The sequence below is a fragment of the Bradyrhizobium sp. 6(2017) genome (assembly GCF_011058295.2).
In the GTDB taxonomy this organism is placed as follows: Bacteria; Pseudomonadota; Alphaproteobacteria; order Rhizobiales; family Xanthobacteraceae; genus Bradyrhizobium; species Bradyrhizobium septentrionale.
Genome location: NZ_CP049289.2, coordinates 9,383,359 through 9,400,077, shown reverse-complemented (window position 1 = coordinate 9,400,077; position 16,719 = coordinate 9,383,359). Strand labels below are relative to the sequence as shown.

At 57.6% G+C, this 16,719-nt stretch carries 18 protein-coding genes; 3 read left to right on the top strand and 15 right to left on the bottom strand.

The features are described from left to right. The first annotated feature begins 4 nt into the window (after positions 1-4). Positions 5-265, top strand: coding sequence for a hypothetical protein (locus tag G6P99_RS44675; RefSeq protein WP_165126697.1), 261 nt, complete (start codon positions 5-7; stop codon positions 263-265). Next, positions 262-735, top strand: coding sequence for a hypothetical protein (locus tag G6P99_RS44670; RefSeq protein ID WP_165126694.1), 474 nt, complete (start codon positions 262-264; stop codon positions 733-735). The genes G6P99_RS44675 and G6P99_RS44670 overlap by 4 nt, the downstream gene beginning before the upstream one ends. A 36-nt stretch (positions 736-771) precedes the next feature. Here the strand turns inward: G6P99_RS44670 and G6P99_RS44665 are convergent, their stop codons facing one another. The 13 genes from G6P99_RS44665 to G6P99_RS44610 all read right to left on the bottom strand — a co-directional run bounded on the left by G6P99_RS44665 (position 772) and on the right by G6P99_RS44610 (position 14,205). Next, positions 772-3,204 (bottom strand): glycoside hydrolase domain-containing protein, encoded by a 2,433-nt coding sequence (locus G6P99_RS44665; RefSeq protein WP_165126691.1) that lies wholly within the window; start codon positions 3,202-3,204, stop codon positions 772-774. 1,167 nt (positions 3,205-4,371) lie between these two features. Beyond that, positions 4,372-4,878: a hypothetical protein gene (locus tag G6P99_RS44660; protein WP_165126688.1), complete on the bottom strand. Its 507-nt coding sequence runs from the start codon at positions 4,876-4,878 to the stop codon at positions 4,372-4,374. Beyond that, on the bottom strand, positions 4,875-5,228 hold the full coding sequence (locus G6P99_RS47900; protein WP_165126685.1) for a helix-turn-helix domain-containing protein: 354 nt from the start codon (positions 5,226-5,228) through the stop codon (positions 4,875-4,877). The genes G6P99_RS44660 and G6P99_RS47900 overlap by 4 nt, the downstream gene beginning before the upstream one ends. A 237-nt stretch (positions 5,229-5,465) precedes the next feature. Continuing rightward, positions 5,466-6,020, bottom strand: a complete 555-nt coding sequence (locus G6P99_RS44655; protein WP_165126682.1) for a hypothetical protein — start codon at positions 6,018-6,020, stop codon at positions 5,466-5,468. A 171-nt stretch (positions 6,021-6,191) separates the two neighbouring features. Continuing rightward, complete coding sequence (locus tag G6P99_RS44650) at positions 6,192-6,740, bottom strand: cysteine hydrolase family protein (RefSeq protein WP_165126679.1); 549 nt, start codon at positions 6,738-6,740, stop codon at positions 6,192-6,194. A 248-nt stretch (positions 6,741-6,988) separates the two neighbouring features. Beyond that, entirely contained in the window at positions 6,989-7,528 is a 540-nt protein-coding gene (locus G6P99_RS44645; RefSeq protein ID WP_165126676.1) for a hypothetical protein, read from the bottom strand. Positions 7,529-7,566: 38 nt separating this feature from the next. Continuing rightward, positions 7,567-8,004, bottom strand: a complete 438-nt coding sequence (locus tag G6P99_RS44640) for a hypothetical protein (RefSeq protein WP_165126673.1) — start codon at positions 8,002-8,004, stop codon at positions 7,567-7,569. After that, positions 8,001-8,804 (bottom strand): hypothetical protein, encoded by an 804-nt coding sequence (locus G6P99_RS44635; RefSeq protein WP_165126670.1) that lies wholly within the window; start codon positions 8,802-8,804, stop codon positions 8,001-8,003. Before G6P99_RS44635 ends, G6P99_RS44640 begins: the two co-directional genes overlap by 4 nt. Before the next feature lie 4 nt (positions 8,805-8,808). Beyond that, the gene (locus tag G6P99_RS44630; RefSeq protein WP_165126666.1) at positions 8,809-9,285 is read right to left on the bottom strand and encodes a hypothetical protein; all 477 of its coding nucleotides are present in this window, start codon (positions 9,283-9,285) and stop codon (positions 8,809-8,811) included. Positions 9,286-9,322: 37 nt separating this feature from the next. Beyond that, entirely contained in the window at positions 9,323-10,855 is a 1,533-nt protein-coding gene (locus tag G6P99_RS44625; RefSeq protein WP_165126663.1) for a hypothetical protein, read from the bottom strand. Between the two features lie 2 nt (positions 10,856-10,857). Beyond that, positions 10,858-12,420, bottom strand: a complete 1,563-nt coding sequence (locus tag G6P99_RS44620; RefSeq protein WP_165126660.1) for a pyridoxal phosphate-dependent decarboxylase family protein — start codon at positions 12,418-12,420, stop codon at positions 10,858-10,860. A 1,206-nt stretch (positions 12,421-13,626) separates the two neighbouring features. Next, positions 13,627-13,950 carry a DUF3768 domain-containing protein gene (locus G6P99_RS44615; RefSeq protein ID WP_165126657.1) on the bottom strand — a complete coding sequence of 108 codons (324 nt, stop codon included), beginning with the start codon at positions 13,948-13,950 and terminating at the stop codon, positions 13,627-13,629. Positions 13,951-13,959: 9 nt separating this feature from the next. Continuing rightward, positions 13,960-14,205: a hypothetical protein gene (locus tag G6P99_RS44610; protein WP_165126654.1), complete on the bottom strand. Its 246-nt coding sequence runs from the start codon at positions 14,203-14,205 to the stop codon at positions 13,960-13,962. Between the two features lie 226 nt (positions 14,206-14,431). Between G6P99_RS44610 and G6P99_RS44605 the strand changes: the two genes are divergently transcribed. After that, on the top strand, positions 14,432-15,613 hold the full coding sequence (locus G6P99_RS44605) for a type IV secretory system conjugative DNA transfer family protein (protein ID WP_334261887.1): 1,182 nt from the start codon (positions 14,432-14,434) through the stop codon (positions 15,611-15,613). On the opposite strand, the gene G6P99_RS44600 is transcribed toward G6P99_RS44605, so the two are convergent. Together G6P99_RS44600 and G6P99_RS44595 are read right to left on the bottom strand one after the other, a co-directional pair. After that, positions 15,610-15,903 (bottom strand): DCL family protein, encoded by a 294-nt coding sequence (locus tag G6P99_RS44600; protein WP_165126648.1) that lies wholly within the window; start codon positions 15,901-15,903, stop codon positions 15,610-15,612. The two genes, G6P99_RS44605 and G6P99_RS44600, sit on opposite strands and share 4 nt — an antisense overlap. A gap of 169 nt (positions 15,904-16,072) precedes the next feature. After that, positions 16,073-16,486, bottom strand: a complete 414-nt coding sequence (locus G6P99_RS44595; RefSeq protein ID WP_246709422.1) for a hypothetical protein — start codon at positions 16,484-16,486, stop codon at positions 16,073-16,075. Positions 16,487-16,719: the final 233 nt, after the last annotated feature.

The window sequence follows — 16,719 nt, the reverse complement described above, 5'->3', positions numbered from 1 at the left end:
ATCGATGGATAGACTGAAGCGTATAACGGAGCTGCTTGCACAGAAAACGGCGATCGACACCGAACTTAAAAGCCTAAAAGACCAAATCGCTGAAGAGAGCGCGGCACTGAAGAAGCCCCGACAGCCGCGAAAGGGGAAAGCAGGACTTTTGGCCGTCGTGCAAACACTAGAAAAGCCCGCAGTTTGCGGGCGTTTTCGCCTCAATCGCATCAAGACGATTGCTTCACCAAGGACAACCTGGATCTATGTTAGAATTGCAGGATGACAAAATTGCTCACCACTGCGGCGATCGTTGTTTTGATGTTGGTGCTAATTCTTGGCATTCGGAGCGCCAAACAACAATCGACTATGGCACAGCTTGAGAGGCGGCCAACAAACGACCGTCTTGATCAGCCTCCGATTGCGCAGCAGCCGCGTGCCGAACCATCAATCGCAATCGACCAAGCTACACTCCTTTCGACATCGTCCGAACCAACAGTTTCCGGGACCGCCTCCGGCGTAAACTTAGTCAGCATAATTGTCCGAGCGCCCAGCGCAAAGTTTTCGGGATGGGCAGAAATCGGAACGGCCGACAACATTCCCGTGACCAACGGCCATTGGTCCATACGGCTAACAGAGTCGGTAGTCCCAACAACTGATGACTTGCTAAATGGCCTCACTCCCGGGACATACTTGATAGATGCGATTGCCGATGTCGACCATCAAGAAACGGGGATGCTGACGATCGCTCCTTAGATTTGCACAAGCAATCTGTTCTTTCCAAATGGTTGATTAGATCAAATGCCAGCTGCCGTTGTCGAGTTGCGCACCGTTGTGCTGAAAATTGAACATCTCGGCGGAGGCGTAATCAACTGCGCCGGTGGCTATTGACGAAATCCCGCTTGTTGCCGGATGCGAGCCCCACGCGCCGAAAGAGGAACTTGAAGCATAGTCTCGGTCGAAATCTACATTGTCGATTGAGTTCTGTGGGCTTTTTTGAGTACTGAATTGATCCAGGGACCAACCCCCATTTTTAATCCAGTCCTTAGTTCCTGCCCAATCGCGGGCCGCGCCCGCAAGCCAGGTATACTGCGCAAGAGCCTCTTCACCAGGCGGACTGGTGATCCTGCTTAGTGTGTCACCGGCGCCATATACTCCGATTGCGTATCGTTCAGCCGGAGCCAGCGTGCTACTAAGGGCAGCAATCCCTTCAAAATACTGCTCTATTCCGGCGAGAGCTTGGGCCTCACTTATGCCGCTCTTTGCACTGCCCGGATCAAGATCGATGCCAAAATAAACTGCCGAGCCGGCAGGTTGTCCCAAATTGTGCGCGAGTTCAAATGCGCGGGCGGCGTCTTTGAGGCCGTTGTCGTAGGCAATGGTATGCCCGTCCGCAGCGGCATTGGTGCTGAAGTAGGACTCCCATATCTTTGTATATTTCAGAGTGTTGGAATCCGTATCTGCCATGTTCTTGTTTTCATAAATAGTCACGATCTGAAGGCCAGCTGCTTCGAAGTTAGCGACTTTAGCCGTCGTAAGTGCGCCCGTGTGATCTCCGATGTACTGCGATACGAATTGATATCCTGCGGCTTTTATTGCGAGTGCCTGCTCGAGATTGATGTCCTGGTTTGTATCGAGCCCAAGTATGTGTGCGGAAGATGCTGGAGGTCCGTGCTGTAGTGTTACAGGAATGATGTCGGTCCCGCCGTGCCCGTCTGAAGTGAGCTGAAAGGAAACGTCCTTGAAATTGTCAGTCGGTGAGAGTTGGAGATCATATCTCGTCTGGCCTTCAGTGACTTCCAAGACATTGCCCGACTTGAGAATGATCATCTCGTGGCTAGATACTGGAACTGACGTAAGATCGATCAGGTCTCCAGGCTTAAATCCCTGAATCACAGCGCTGGGCATATGCGTGCCGTGGATTTCTATCAATCCCCCGGTGGCGGAAAATGCGAGAGTTCCGCTGGCAACTGCGCCGTCTGACAGATCGAGGATGCCGCCACTTACGTTCACGCCCGCAATTGTGCCGTCGAGTGCAACGTGCGCACTAGCGCCGCGATCAATCGTTACGTTTGCAGCGTGCCCAGCATTGTTGATCGTCAGAATTCCACCGCTGTTTATAATCGTTCCGACTGCAGTCCCATCGAAAGCGACAAATTCCGAGCCGCCGTTCAGGATCGAGTGGTAGGCAAACCCGCCGTACACGTATTGCGAGCTATCGGCGCTCACGATTGTGTCGTTCGCGGAGCCATACACGTACTGGTAGCCTCCCGCATTGATCGTAGTTGTGAACGCCGCACCGCCGGAACGGATTTCCTGAAATGCGGAATTGATGCTGGTGCCAATGGCTGTGCCGCCGGATAGAACATACTGACTACCGAGCGGATCGTTAATGACGCTGTTAACAGCCGTACCATAGACCGTCTGCGTACCTACGTTGACTTCGCTGGCAATCGACGTTCCATAAACAAATTGATCGCCGCCATTAAGCTTCGTGTTGCTGACCGTGACGCCGGAGGAAACAATCTCGGCGCCGTTATTGCCAACTACGACCGAGAAGTTCTCCAGACCGGCAGTTCCGTTAATCACGAGTATGGGCGTTGCAGGGGCACCACCGCCATCGCCGATATGCAACGTACCCGTTCCTTGAAGGGTGGATTGCAGGCCAGCTGGATCAGTGAGAAAACCATTGTTGAACAGGAATTGGCCTCCACCGCCCAATTCGAGAGTACCATTATTGAGCACGATCACGCCTTGTAGTGACCCGCCAACAGGCACTGGAGAACCGAAGCTCGAAAAGTGCGGGTCAAACTCATCTATGTAGAGCAGAGCCCCTTCGTTTACGATGGCACCATTGACGAACCCGTCGATTACGCTACTAACACCACCGTTATTGATTGTCGTGGCATTGGCCAAACCGCCGTCGACATACTGCCGAGCGCCATCGATCATCGCGCCATTAGCTGTGCCGCCCAAGAGCACAAACTGAGATCCGAAATCAGTGACTATAGTGCTGGTCGCGACTCCCCCACTTTCTACCAGCTGGACACCACGGTCGACGATTGTGTCCAGAGCGATGCCGCCGGAATATACGAATTGCTGTCCACCAAGGTAGATTATTGTGCTTGAGGCGATTCCATAAACGTCCTGTTCCGTGACAATATCGGATCCACCGACGATCGTTCCGTTCACTACTTGTCCTCGCGAAACAATTTGAGTCGTCATGGCGTCTTCTCCTATGCCAATCGTGTGTTGCACGACTGCGCGCTATTGCTGGATGCGACAGGCAATGCGACAGCGAGGATGCTCCCCAATGCGCATGCCGGGCTAAGCTCACGAACGAAAGTTAATATCGCGAGAGTTCCGTCTTGTGACGTAAGAATGCGATTGCGTGGGTTCGGGAGCAGCCCTTTTTGCGGGGCACCGTGACGGAGTCAGTGCGCCACCCACCATTGACTTGGAATGTAGTCACGGGCGCTTTCTCCTGAACGTAGCGTTCCTCGCCCTAGTGGTGCGCCAGGGCTCACAAGTTCATTGCGATGTTCGCCCGCGAGCTGTCCGCTCTGTCGTGCCGGCAATTCATTGTGACGCGTGTATCTTGGCCGCTGCTCGCAACAGCGACGTTTTCCGCCGTGCCTGCCGATGGCATCGATGCTGCCAGTTGAGGTAACGAGAGACTTCGGTGCGTCGCCGTTTTGTGGGCAGCTTCCGGCGCGCAATTGCGCCTGTCTCAATCTGACGCTCCTTTCGTCTGGGTGGCAAGCGGTAAGAAACGAAAAGTAACGGCGCACTACCACGCAAAATGCAGCGTTGGCGTACTCGTGGGCGTCGTCAAACCCCCTCCCAGTCAAGGCCGGGGATCTATTCGGAGGTACTCCCAACAGGAGCCGCGGCGCGTTCAACGGTTAGCAGCATGAGCGGTGTCGGTGCGCACGACGTTTCTTTGCCCCGGTCGAGCCGGGCTAGCGAGACCTGCGGGAACGACTTTCGCCACCTCTTAGAGTCTTTGTTGTTTCCTCTTGATTTCTTGTTCTTGAAGTCGCCCGCATGAATCGTTTTGCGCGTTGCATATGTCTCCAACGCAGGCAGCCCTTCCGCCCGGTTTTGTCTCGCAGCTATTCGGGCCGACGAAACAGTCCTGTGCTCCAGGGCGATATTTCGCACACCAAGCGGCGCAGGTTATTTTCCTTGCCGAACATGCCGCCGTCGCCCCATCTGCTGTCCCGACCGTAAGCGCAAGCAATGTGACTGCAGTAATCCAAACAGCTTTCTGCATTCTATCCTCCCGTGGAACGCTGCAGACAAACAGCCGTATCACGGTAGCCTGAACGTGAATGTTGGGAAAGTCGTACAACAGGACCAATTTGTCTCCAGGCTCCTCGACTACCCGGCCTATTTGTCGATAGACTGAAAGAAGACGAGCGCGAGCGCCGCTGCATCGAAGAGGCCCATTCTTCGGTCCTCGCTCATCCACGGTTTGCGAGGCGGCGGGACGTACCGCTCGAACGCGGGAATGTGCTTCGCAATCAGCTCGGCCAGGCTACGCTTGTTCGGGCATTCGTAGCGCTCGAATGCGCTTCGCACCTGATCGCGCGAATATGCGAAAACTGGAACGTCGCGGTCTTTCGCGAGCACCTGGATCGAGGCATTGAGAGTGGTGATCCACCGCGCTCGTTGCGTGCCTTGCGCGGTCGTGTCCTGGATAACAAGGACATCAGGAGCATATCGATCGAGAATTTGTGTGATGCGCGTGAGACATCCTTTGCGTTTTCGAGGCCCGCGCATCTCGCGTATTCCCCAATCGAACGGTGAGAAGTGGCCTTCGAACACGACGAATGCGAAACCGCGCGTGTTTAAGTAGATTGAAAGAGCCAGCGCATGTCGAGCGGCGCGCCTCATACGGCACGAAACGTGCGCTTTTCAGCTCGTTCTAGTAATCTCTCTAGGAAGTCCAACTTGAATTGCGTCGTGTTAGATGGGTTTCCTTGAAGCTCCTCATACAAATCATTTGCGCGCCGAACAGTGACCTCATGGAGCTCCGACATAAGCCCTGGAAACAGCTCCGACGGAGTTGTGTCAAACAGCAACGCGAATATAAATGCAGCCTCAAGGCTCGGTTTGCGCTTCGCGCCCTCAAGGCGTGAAATCGCAGTTCGGCACTTGACGCCGATAAGAAAAGCAATCTCCTTTTGCGTAAATCCAAAGCGGCGGCGAAGAGGTCGAATGTATGATTTGAGGTCGTAGTTCATAGCGTGGTGGGCCTTATGACAGGCACACACGCAATTATTCACCTGAGAACGCCTCAGTTCGAGACACGAAAAAGTGCCGACTTGTCACCGAAATAGAACGCCGTACCCCATTTTGGCTTTGACAATAGTGCCAGCGTTTCGATGAAAGGAGGGTGGAGCGGGACAAGGGGACGTGGGGAGCTCGCGCGGGCGTGCCGAGAGTCGCTACTTGTCGATCATGCCGTAATCACCGCCACCCTATGGCGTATCTGCTACGTCCCCGAAGTCCCCATCTGTATGCATCATTACGTAATCGGCAGAGGCATTCACGCCGTAACGTTCGCACAGAAGCTCCACTTTCTCCTTCTCGTTCAGCGGAACGCCATACACCCCGTGGGATTTGTATGTTTGAAGATTTAGCTTGTTGCGCAGGATGCTCCCTATCCACCGGTTGGTGATTGGCCGATCGTATTCGGTGCCGTACCGATTGATGAAGCTCATAGTAATCTCGCCGGCGGCACGAACGGGCCGCCTAGAAATCCACATAAGTTCAGTAACGATTTCTAGCACTTGGACCTCCATCAGAAGACCACACTCAGCAATCAACGAGAGCTGGGTACGTTGCGCAGCCTCCTTAGCATCGAATGGGCCGCAATTATCTCTGGGACCGCGACGGCGATGCCACCAACGCCGTCCTCGCCGCCGCCGGCTATAACGGTCCGGCCATGCAGCAGTGAAATCATCGGTCTGATCGACGGTCTCGGCGAATAGCTGCTCGATGACCCAGATCTGCTTGTCGATCTCCTGCCACATGTCGTATTCGCCGACCTTCCTCGCAATGCCTGGCCGAGCCTTTCGAGAGCGGTCTGTGCGTTCGCGAGTTCGGTCGCCGCCTGAGCCGCCGGGGGCCAACTTGCTCAGCGCGAAATGAAGTCGCCTGTCCTAGCTGTGCATGATCGCGCCAGCAGGCCAGCGCCCACGGTATCATCCTTTAAGGTAGTCACTGGTCGTCGTGACGGTGCCATAGGCAAAGCCAAGTGCCGCCATGAAGGCCGCATGAACCTGTACAGCGGGCACTGCCATGCCGCGGAATTCGAGATCGCGCGTGGCGCACGCATCGTGGACGATAGTGGTTGTGTAGCCGTGATCGACGGCGGCCCGGCTGGTCGCGTCGATGCACATGTGGCTCATCGCGCCAACAATCACGACTTCCTTAATGCCCTTGGCGTCGAGCCGCTGCTTCAGATCGGTGTCGCGAAAGGCGTTGGGATGGTGCTTGAGGATGACGGCCTCACCATCCAGTGGCTGGACGATGGGACTGATCTCCACGCCTTCGGTGCTTGGCGTGAAGATGGGAGCTTGTGGGTCTTGCATCTCGTGCCGAAAGTGGATGACTGTATCGGCCCTTGCGCGGGCGTCCTGAATCACCTTGGCCGCATTGGCGGCTGCCAGCTCGATGCCAACCAGGGGCAATTTGCCACACGGGAAGTATTCGTTTTGGATGTCGACGACGATGATGGCGCGGTGGCTCATGGCATCTCCCTTCATCAGGTGGTTGCGTTTGTTGGACTGGCAGCCGACCAGGATTCGCCGAAAAGCTGCCGATGAATTCCTTACGGTCGAAGTGAGCGCGTTTCTCGATGATCTTCCCGTTTGCGATCGTCAGCAGCGTCAAGAGCGAAAGGCTCGAGCGCGTGCCTGCAGGGCGATACGACCGAGGGCACCCTGGTGTATCGGGAAACTGGATCGCCGGTCTGTCCGCGCGACAACTCCGCCGCTTCTTATCCATGCGGGCCCCTCTCATGTCTGGTTACGCGTCTGCCATCCAGCGGAATCACCTCCAGGGACGGTCCGTCCAAATTGAAATAGGATTTACGGTTTCGATCGGTCGTGTCGCATTCGAGCACGAGGCGATAGGGATACAGACCCGGCTCCAGATCGGGCACGACTGACCCGGCCCAGTAATAGTAGGACGGCGTCCACGGACTACGGATCTTGTCCGGGCCGCCGTAGACCTTGAGATCCTCGCATACCTTGCGGTACCGCGCCATGCCATCGGGCAGCACAAAAACGATGTTTACAATGCGCGCGAAGAGAGGCCAGCTGCCGTCCGGACGCTTTTCCATGTCGGTACAATAAACCAGCCAGTTCAATACATGGCCCTGGCGGCAGACTGTGCGCAAGGTGTTCGTGCCTTTGCCGGTACTGTCACTGCCATTGTCCATCAGCCCGGCGTTGCCGGTGACGCTGCCGGTCCGTAGGGTGCCTGCAACATCTATGACGGTGATGATGTTCAACTGGGTGGAGGCCAGAGTGGGCATGCTGGGGGGCTGGTGAGATGCTAGACTGACCGGTTGCATCATGAACTCCCGGTTCGGGTTGCGTCGGGGGAAGTTTGGAGAGCCGCCTCGATGAGGCGTGCGTCGGTACCATTGTGGAGCGTCCGCGTCCGGCTGCCGAGTTCCAACGTCAGGACGTACGGTAGGTTGCCGACCGGCTGCTTCACCGAACCGACCCAGAAGCTGATATCTGAGCCGGGATAGGTTTCGCGCCGAACCTCGCAGATTTCCGCCGGCAGTTCGATCGCCCGCACCGCGGCATGCGTCTCGCATTCGATCGGCACCAACGTCCAGATGATCCGGTCTCCGGGTGCCACCGCGGTCGCGAGCGCGGCGGTTGCCTGGTTGCGCGAGCCGCCGAGACGGTTGTTATCGATCATATAGAGAGAGCCAGCCAGCGTGTCGGTCTCCAGCGCGGCGAGGACATCCACCACCATTCGAACGCTGATCGCTTTCATATCGCACCTCCCGCAGTGCTCGTCGGCTCGGAGGGCAGGATCGGCAGCAGGCCGGGCGCGCAGCTGCCAGTAAAGCCGTTGATGCTCGGGGCGGTGCCAACCTGAATGCCGCACGCCAGAGTAAAGACCCGCGGCTCCCAGACGAGATCACCGTTCTCCTGAACGGGGTGGTAGAGCGCCACCTCGATCGAATATTCGTGGCGGCCGACCTTGGCCGTATCGATGGTCGCGCTCCAGTACCAGCCATCCGTCAGCGGATCGGGCGAGCCGTAGAGGGCCGGATACAGAACACCGTGCTCCACCGCCGATCCGCTGATGCGGGTGACAACCGGGGGCACACTGGCCGCCGCGGCGGAATCGTCAGGCTCCAGCATCTCGCCGGCCGCGTTGAGCAGGGCGGCGTCGTAGGTCTGGACGGCACCGCGGTCGCGAACCCGCAGGGGTTTCGGAATGCGAATGCCGCCTTCCGGATCGGCCAGCACCTTGGAGATGGACTCCGGCGTGTGGGCCGTACGGAGGACGCCCAGCAGCCGTTGTGCGGTGTTCGCAGTGTTGAAGCGGTGGGGATAGCTGCGGGGCAGCGTCGTTGGCAGTTGGGCGACGCCGAGGGTGATCCAGTTCAGGACGGCCTCCATCGCCTGCGAACCGTCGGCATTATAAACGCCGGGAACATTCGTGACGCGGGGGTCCGTCCGCGAGGCGAATGAGCCCGTATTGTCGATGACATAGGCATTTCCATCGAGAGTGCCCTGCTTGAGGGCAGTCTCGATATCGATAATGGTGACAATCGAAATCTGCATTCTATCATCCTCCCATTGGAGCGGTTTGTGCAGTCGCCCCGACAGGCGAGGGTCGAGGCGGAATCGGCCGACCTGCCGGCGGAGGCATGAATACGAGGGACGGACCTGCGATGCTGATGGTGCGCCCGGTCAGGCTGCGCGTGGCGAGCGTCAGCCGGTAGGAATGGCGCGAGCCCGGAGTCAGCCAACACGGGGCGTATCCCTGCCAGTGCAGGGTCCAGGGGATCGGGGCGCGCGCTGCGGGTGGCGCCTTCCCGTCGAACGACACGCCGGTCAGCCAAGCCATGGTCTGGACATCGAGCGGCGTCAGGCTCCAGCGGACCAGTTGCCCGGGCCAAACCGGGCTGACCAGCTTAGCGGTGCCGGAGTCTTGTCCGCCCCAGAGGCTATCGTCGAACATGAAGACGTTGCCGTCGGCCGTATTGCCAAGCATCAAGGCCACGACATCGACAAAAACTCGGATGTTGAGTGGTGTCATCATTTCCCTTTCTCGCCGCCGGCGGTCCTAATTGCGGGTATCAAACGCGGTCGACGACGAGAGGCACCTTGCCGACTACCGTGCGGACCAAATCCGCCCCTCTTGGATCTACAAGCCGGATGGCAAAGCTGTAGCCGGAGCTCCGCAGACTCGCTTCGTTCGCCTCTAGCGCGTTGAAGACGGACAGGGACCGGATCAAGCCGGCGATGATCAACGGCGAGGAGCCTTCCGGCCCCAGGCGCCCGGCGACCTCCGCCGAGAGGGAGGCGGCTTCAGGCGAGCCTATCACTAAGTGCAACTGCCGGTTCGCGCGATCGATCTGGAACTGTGTGTCGGTTGCGACGCTATCGATCTCCAGCACATGTTGCTGACGGAATTCGGCAATGATAGCCGCCAAGGCCTGCGGCGCCGAATATTGCGTGTCGCCGATATGCATGAAATCGCCACTGCGGCCAACATACTCAAATTGCATGGCATTCAGACCGGGCGACCGCAGGTCCGGGCGGCGGATGACCCGGTCGCCTATCTTGTAGCGAAGCACGGGGGCAGCATTACCGAACAGGCGCGTGACGACCAATTCGCCTTCCTCCCCTATCTTCGCCCCTTGTCCGTCCGACCTGACCACCTCCACTAGGTGGAGGCCGGGTACCGCCGTCAGGATGGGGCTTTCAGGGTCGAGCTGCAGGCCGATGGTTTCCGCCTGGGTGGCCGCGAAGTAACTGAGTACGATCAGGTTTGGATAGGCCTCCCTTAGATCTGCCTGCACCTTGGGAGTCAGCACACCACTACCGTAGAGGGCGACCCGGAAGCTGTCCCGCGCCTGGCGCGATAGGCCGTCGGCAAATCTTGCCAGCAGCGCTATGCTCTGTGTAATGCCCATGATCGCCTTCGGCCCCGGATAGGACATCATCAGCTGGAAGACTTCACGGCTCATCGGGCCGGCGCCGATGTAGTTGACGCCCGGAATCTTCTGAAGCACGCCGCCCACCATGGTGCCGCTGCTCCACATCTGATAATCGGCAAGCGTCGTGGCCACCCATTTGGCGCCGCCGCCGATAAGATGGTGCGACATAATGTGTCGGCCAATGAAGTCTCCCGCCCAGCCGTAGGTCTCCTGCAGCTCCTCAAGCGGATAGACCGTTTCCGATGGCTTCCCGGAGCTGGTGCCGCCGCTGGCAACGATCTCGAAGCCGCAGCGCTCAATGGGCACGACCATACCCGGCCGCGTTTCCGTGAACATCTGGCGGAAGACGTCCTTGTCGGTAAGCGGCAGCGCCTGGAACTGCTCGAAACTGTCCACCTGACCGACGCCTACAGCACTGTCTATGCGCTGTCGCCAGAGTGGATTGGTGCGTGCGATGGAGACGAGCTGCGATAGCCTGCGCTCGACGATTACGGCCTGGGTTTCCAGGCACATTTCATCGATCCGACAGCCGACATGGGATTGCGCGTAAAGGAGGGTGGCCAGGAAAGAGGGCAAAGCCAGCACCTCATCCACAGTGCTCGGATACAACAGCGTGTCCGGCAGCAGCCAGCCGGCGAAGTCCCGTGGCGAAAAGGCGAGGTGGTGCATAGTCATTCCGCAGACTGAAGCCCAAGGGGCCGCTCTTGCCCGCCCGGAGTGGGGTTGTGTTGAAGGATGTCGCGCGTGTGGCGTCGGATCTCGGCCGCCATGCCCGCGATGTCAGCCAAGCCGATCCGATGATTCATGAGAACAATGCGGAGCATCGTCCACCCGTCCAGATCGACCTTGGACAGCAGATAACGCCCGCCCGCCCGCACGCGGTCGCGCAACTCCAGCTGTAGACCGGAGAGTCGACCGCCGCTCACGCCAGGTGGTTGATGCATGAAACAGAGGATATTGGATTCCGGTCGGTACGGCACGAAAAAGTCCGGCTGATCGGCGAAGTAATCGTGCGCCGCCCCGGTCATCGTCACCAGTTGCTCCAGCTTATCCGCGAAGGCGCGACGACCATAAAGCGACCACGCTAGCCACAGGTTGAGTATCGCCGGGCGCTTCGTGCATTCGAAATTCTTTACGCCGCTCTGCACGGCTGCCATCTCGTCTTCGAACGGGTCGAATACATAGCTGTCTTTCTGAGGGAAGGCGGTCTCTGCCAGCCCCTTCTCGCGGTAAAACAGCAAGGTGCAAAGGGCCGGGACGAACAGGGTCTTATGAGCGTCCAGGCAGAAAGAATCCGCGAGCTCCAGGCCCGCAAGGCGCGGTCGCAATTCGTCGGAAACCAGAAAAGCGCCATTGTGTGCAGCATCGACATGTAGCCAAGCCCCGTGCCGCTTCGCCAAGGCGGCAAGTTCTGGCAACGGGTCGTTAGCGCCGATTGCGGTTGTCCCGGCCGAGGCGATCAAACAGAAGATGTCCAGTCTTTGGGCTGCCGCCGCGTCCAGAGTCGCCACGGCCCGTCTTGGGCAGATCTGCCGGCGCTCGTTCAGCTGCAGCCTGATCACCTGATCCTGGCCGATGCCGATGATGCCGGCAATGCGGGCGACGGAGAAATGGGCATCCTCACCAATAGCGATGGCGGGGCGCCTTGAGCCGTCGCCTACAAGGCCTCCCTTCCAGCTTCCCGAAAAATGACGGTTGCGGGCGACTAGCACGGCGGTCAGGTTCGCCAGTGACGCCCCGGATGTCGTCACCATCTCAAAGCTGCCCTGCGGCCATCCGATAAGGCGACCGAACGCCTCTTCGATAAGCCGGTCGACGATATTGGCGAGCTGGCCGGCCTCGTAGTAGGAGGCCGGCTGCGGCGCCATGGCGGAAACCATTTCGAAGATGGCGGTGACCGGCATGACCGAGCTGAACTGCCGTCCCATATATCCGCGGGAGTTCACCTTGATGCCAGTTTCCAGGTAAAGCTCGAGGATGTCAGCGAAGCGGCGCGGTTCGAAACGCCCCAAATCGGCCGCTGTCATCAGGCTGCGGGCTTTGGCCATCAGATCGGAAGGCCTTTGCAGTCGGACACCTTCTACCTTGTCATTGGACAGCATATCGGCGAGCCGCTCGACAGCCTGATGAGCGGCCACGGTGAAATCCCGGACGCTGAAAAACGCTTCCGTTCCGGCGGAGGGCGCCTTGGGAGCGACAGACGAACCTCCATCAAGCCCGCACAGGTTGTCCATGTTTATTGCGCCGCCTTTCGTTGTCGATGATCACAACGGGACTTCCCGCCTTGAAGGCCCGCACACTCCCGTCACTGCGCTGTGAGCGACTGGCCATCTATTCGGTGAGCTTTGTCATGAGTGATTCACCATGCAGTTGCCACCGAGCGGCTGCACACGACGCAGCAAAGGCCATGCCAGAGCGAAAGTGCTTTTCGAACAACGCGATTAGTCTTAAGTCGCCGCGCTTCATGTCCGACATTGTCAAACATCCGACAACGAGCACAACGCGTGATCAACATCTGAGGACGTTCCCATCAAAACAGGGGGCCCCCAGGATGGCCGGTGGCCGCTGGTTTGGCGGAACAAGTTATTCGAATTAACGGCGGAGATTCCTCTTGAGGAACTGCGCGCGCAAGTTTCGGGGGAATCGTCAAGCGCTCGGTTACCAGCTTCAGAGCTTGCCCCTGCCAAATGTGTCCGTTTGGAGCGCGCATTGAGTTCGCGTTCTATGATACGGAAACCGGCGCGGACACCGCCTTCGATCAGATCTTTGTTTGCAGCGATCCGTACTGATTTCCAACTCAAGGAACTGGATCGGTTCGAGATTCGCCGCCCGTTCTGCCTCACATCGTTCCATCGCCGGGCGCGATGCACATGACCGGCGTCGAGGCCGCGAGGCTTTTGCCGGGTTGGATCGACCTTATCCATCATGCGGTTGCATCGGAGACTTTGAATGGCGAGCCGTCACGGCACAATGGCTCTTAATGCTGGCAGTCGGATTGTTCCTAGTTTGGCTGGGGTGGTTCATATTTAAAGAAACGCTCGCAAAGACGTACACAATCCGCAAACGGTATTCTTGATGTTATGAGGCCATCGCTGCAAGAAGCAAAACAAAGATACCCGAAGGGTGTCGCAGCAATGATCTGACGCGGTACCCCTCTCTTGGTCGACTTCCCAAGAGAGCCCCGCCACCGGCGGGGCTGGAAAGAACAACGAGCTAGTCGTTGATGATGCGGAAGCGCGACTCCTCACGAGGTACATGAAGCCGGGCGCAAATCTCGGAGCAACACAAGATGCCGTGCTTTGAGACCCACGCCACTCCCTTACTGCTGCGTTCGTCAAATTCAACGCTGCAGAAAGGACACGGCCAGGTGCGGTAGCGTTCACCATAGAGGATATCCCACAGTGGCCCTTCGGGATCGAAGGTGATTCTCCTGGTCGGCATCAGTACTCCGCGGCGAGCATGAGCGTGAGCACTCGCATCGTGCGTTCCGGATCGCTAGGATCTTCCGAACCATTCACCAGATCCTTGTCGTAGTAGTCGATCTTCCAAAAGAACTTGCGCCCCACTAGGTCGAAGCTCCCAAAATCGTGTTCGGCATGCGGATCGTTGTCCGCTGTGAATTCCGAGAATTTCGTCACTTGAAGGAGCGCCTCGGCTTTCACACAGTCAGGCAGTTCGTAAACGCCTGATGTCATCATGACCCTGCCCCCGCGAAACGTGCGGCGGAAGGCGTCGTTGAGTTCGCGAATGCGGTTCTTACTCATGGCCGCACCTCAAATGAGACCGGCGAGTACAAGCGCCGATGTGACGGTGTTGCCGCCACACGCCTCGCAGAAACCCTCGTCTTGGTCGGGTTCCATGTCCGCCGTGTAGTCGCATCCCTCCGTCATGCAGATGGCGGGACACACACTGTCCGTGAAAGCTGCTAATAAAAGAAGATCGTCGAGGCTTTCAAAGCCTTTGAGATCGCAGAGCTTCATTAGCTTTACTGCCTTATTGGAAAGAACAAATGTCGACATACCGTTCTCCTCGCTACGGGCATCCGAACCATTCGGGTGCTCGATTGCGGGGAGATGTCGAAAGATCAAACTCTTGAATGATGTTCGCCCGTAATAAGAAATTAGTGGAGACACGGGATTGTGCCGGCGCGTCACATGCCAATCTCGGGATACTTTTGGCACCGTCTCCCACCTAGCGCGCTCTCAAGCTATGCGCGACGATGTCTGCGACCTATGTCGACAGAGAATGTTACGCATTTTGCACGCGTTGATTTTCGTCATGATGAACGCGTTGTCGGAAATCAAAAACGAAGATCGCCTTTTGCACATCTACATCATCGGAAAAACCGGGACCGGGAAATCGACGCTGCTAGAGACGATGGCGCTGCAGGACCTCGAACACGGCCGTGGTCTTGCCCTCATCGACCCGCACGGCGATCTCGTCGAGCGTATTAACGCGCATGTGCCAGCGACGCGCCGAGACGATGTTATCTATCTGAATGTCCCCGATCCCACCCAGCCTTTCGGCTACAACCCACTTCGTCACGTTAGGGAGGGATATATTGCGCTTGCCTCGTCGGGGATGATGGAAGTGTTCAAGAAGATGTGGCCTGATGCCTGGGGCGTGCGCATGGAACACATCTTGCGAAACGTGCTTATGGCCCTCCTGGAGCAGCCACACGCAACGATGCATGACGTGCTGCACATCTTGTCTGACCGGAAGTTCCGTACGGAGATTGCGCGAAGGTTAAAAAATGAGACCGTCCGTACGTTCTCATTGAAGGAGTTCGATCGGTTTTCATTTGGCTACCGGGCAGACGGCACCGCCCCTATTCAGAACAAGGTTGGAGCCTTTCTTTCGGACCCGCTCCTCAACCGGCTACTCACCGCGTCAGAGCAGGACCTTCACATTCGGAAAATCATGGATCAAGGCAAAGTTCTTTTGGTCAATCTTGCCAAAGGTCAGATCGGGGAAGATAGCGCATCGCTTTTGGGAGGATTGCTGGTTACGACAATAGGACTCGCAGCACTCACGCGAGCCGAACTCCCGCCTTCCGACCGGCAAGATTTCTTCGTGTACGTGGATGAGTTCCAGACCTTCACGACACTGGCCTTGGCAAACATGTTCGCGGAGTTACGCAAATATCGCGTCGGCTTCACGGTCGCCCACCAATACCTGCACCAGCTCGACCCGGACGTGCGCCACGCGATCATTGGAAATGCCGGTTCCATCATTTCCTTCCGAGTTGGTGCCGAGGATACTCCGTACCTGGTCCGAGAATTCCATCATAGATTCGAGGAGATGGATCTCTTGCAGCTGCCGAACTACCGCATCTATCTCAAGCTTGTGATCGACGGGACGCCGTCAAAACCGTTCCGCGCCGTCACCTTAACCCCACCCCGAATCGAGAATCCAGGAAGTTCTTAATCGCCGATGCAGGCTTTGTATGAAAACTTCTCGCTGCTGCCATCGACACGATTAACCCAAAAGCATTTCGTGCCGAAGTCCGCGCTCCTGACGCTGAAGTGCGTGATGCCGGCTCCCACTTTTGCAGCAGCGTCCGGGTGAAGCGCGAGCGCGGCGTGCAGTACTTCGGCATCTTGCGCGCCGACTTTGTCTCCGACGTCATATTTGTGAAGGATTGCCTGCAGAAACGCAGCCGCATCGCCCTTCTTGTCGAAGTGATAGGGGCCGATAGTAACGGGCTTTTTGGTCATCAAAGTCTCCTAATTCCGCTAGGATGTTGACGTGGCAGCGCCTGAACGACCCTCGGGCAAGCAGTTTGGCGCGAATCTCCCGAAGGATGATGGCCGGGATGTCCATGCCATCAAATTGCGCGTCACGTTCTCTCACCCAAGCGACGCAATCCTCTTTATTAAGGTCATCTCACGCAATCTTTTCATAGAGTGCGACCGCGCTTACGCGCGACAGCCCAAGCTCGATCAGCGAAAGCAAGGTCCGCGAAGAAACGCCGAACTCAAGCTGCGTACCGATATCGACATCGTTATCGATCAGGTCTTCTCGTCTTATCGAAACGAGGTGCACATTTAGAATGTCGACATAGGCGGACAAATATTTTGGCGCCCGAAACCGGGCGATCTGTTCCACGAGTTCCATCGTGTCGCGGATGAGGACCGGCAGCTTGAATGACCGGCCGGTCCTGCGATGATAGTCGATATTCCGCTCGATCATCCGAGACAGAGAAAAGCCCTTTAGCCATTGCACGACGATCAGAGCGTGAAGCGGAATGATCCCGTCCAGTGTGAACGCCGGAAACAGGTACTGGTTGATGCGGCGCATGATGTAACGAAGCGATCATAGCTGTCCTGACTATTCGACCCGTTGGTGATTTCAGGTTGCCAGCGGGATTCGACGTACGACATCGCCAGCAACACATCTGCGTCGACCTGCGCCAGGCGCGACGCCCGAGCGAAACAGCTCTCGTCGCCGGCGGCGGCCGTCGGGCCGGTCGCGATCAGCACCGCCGGAATCGATTATGGCGGAGCTACGCCAGTTGAACCAATCGGTGCGGA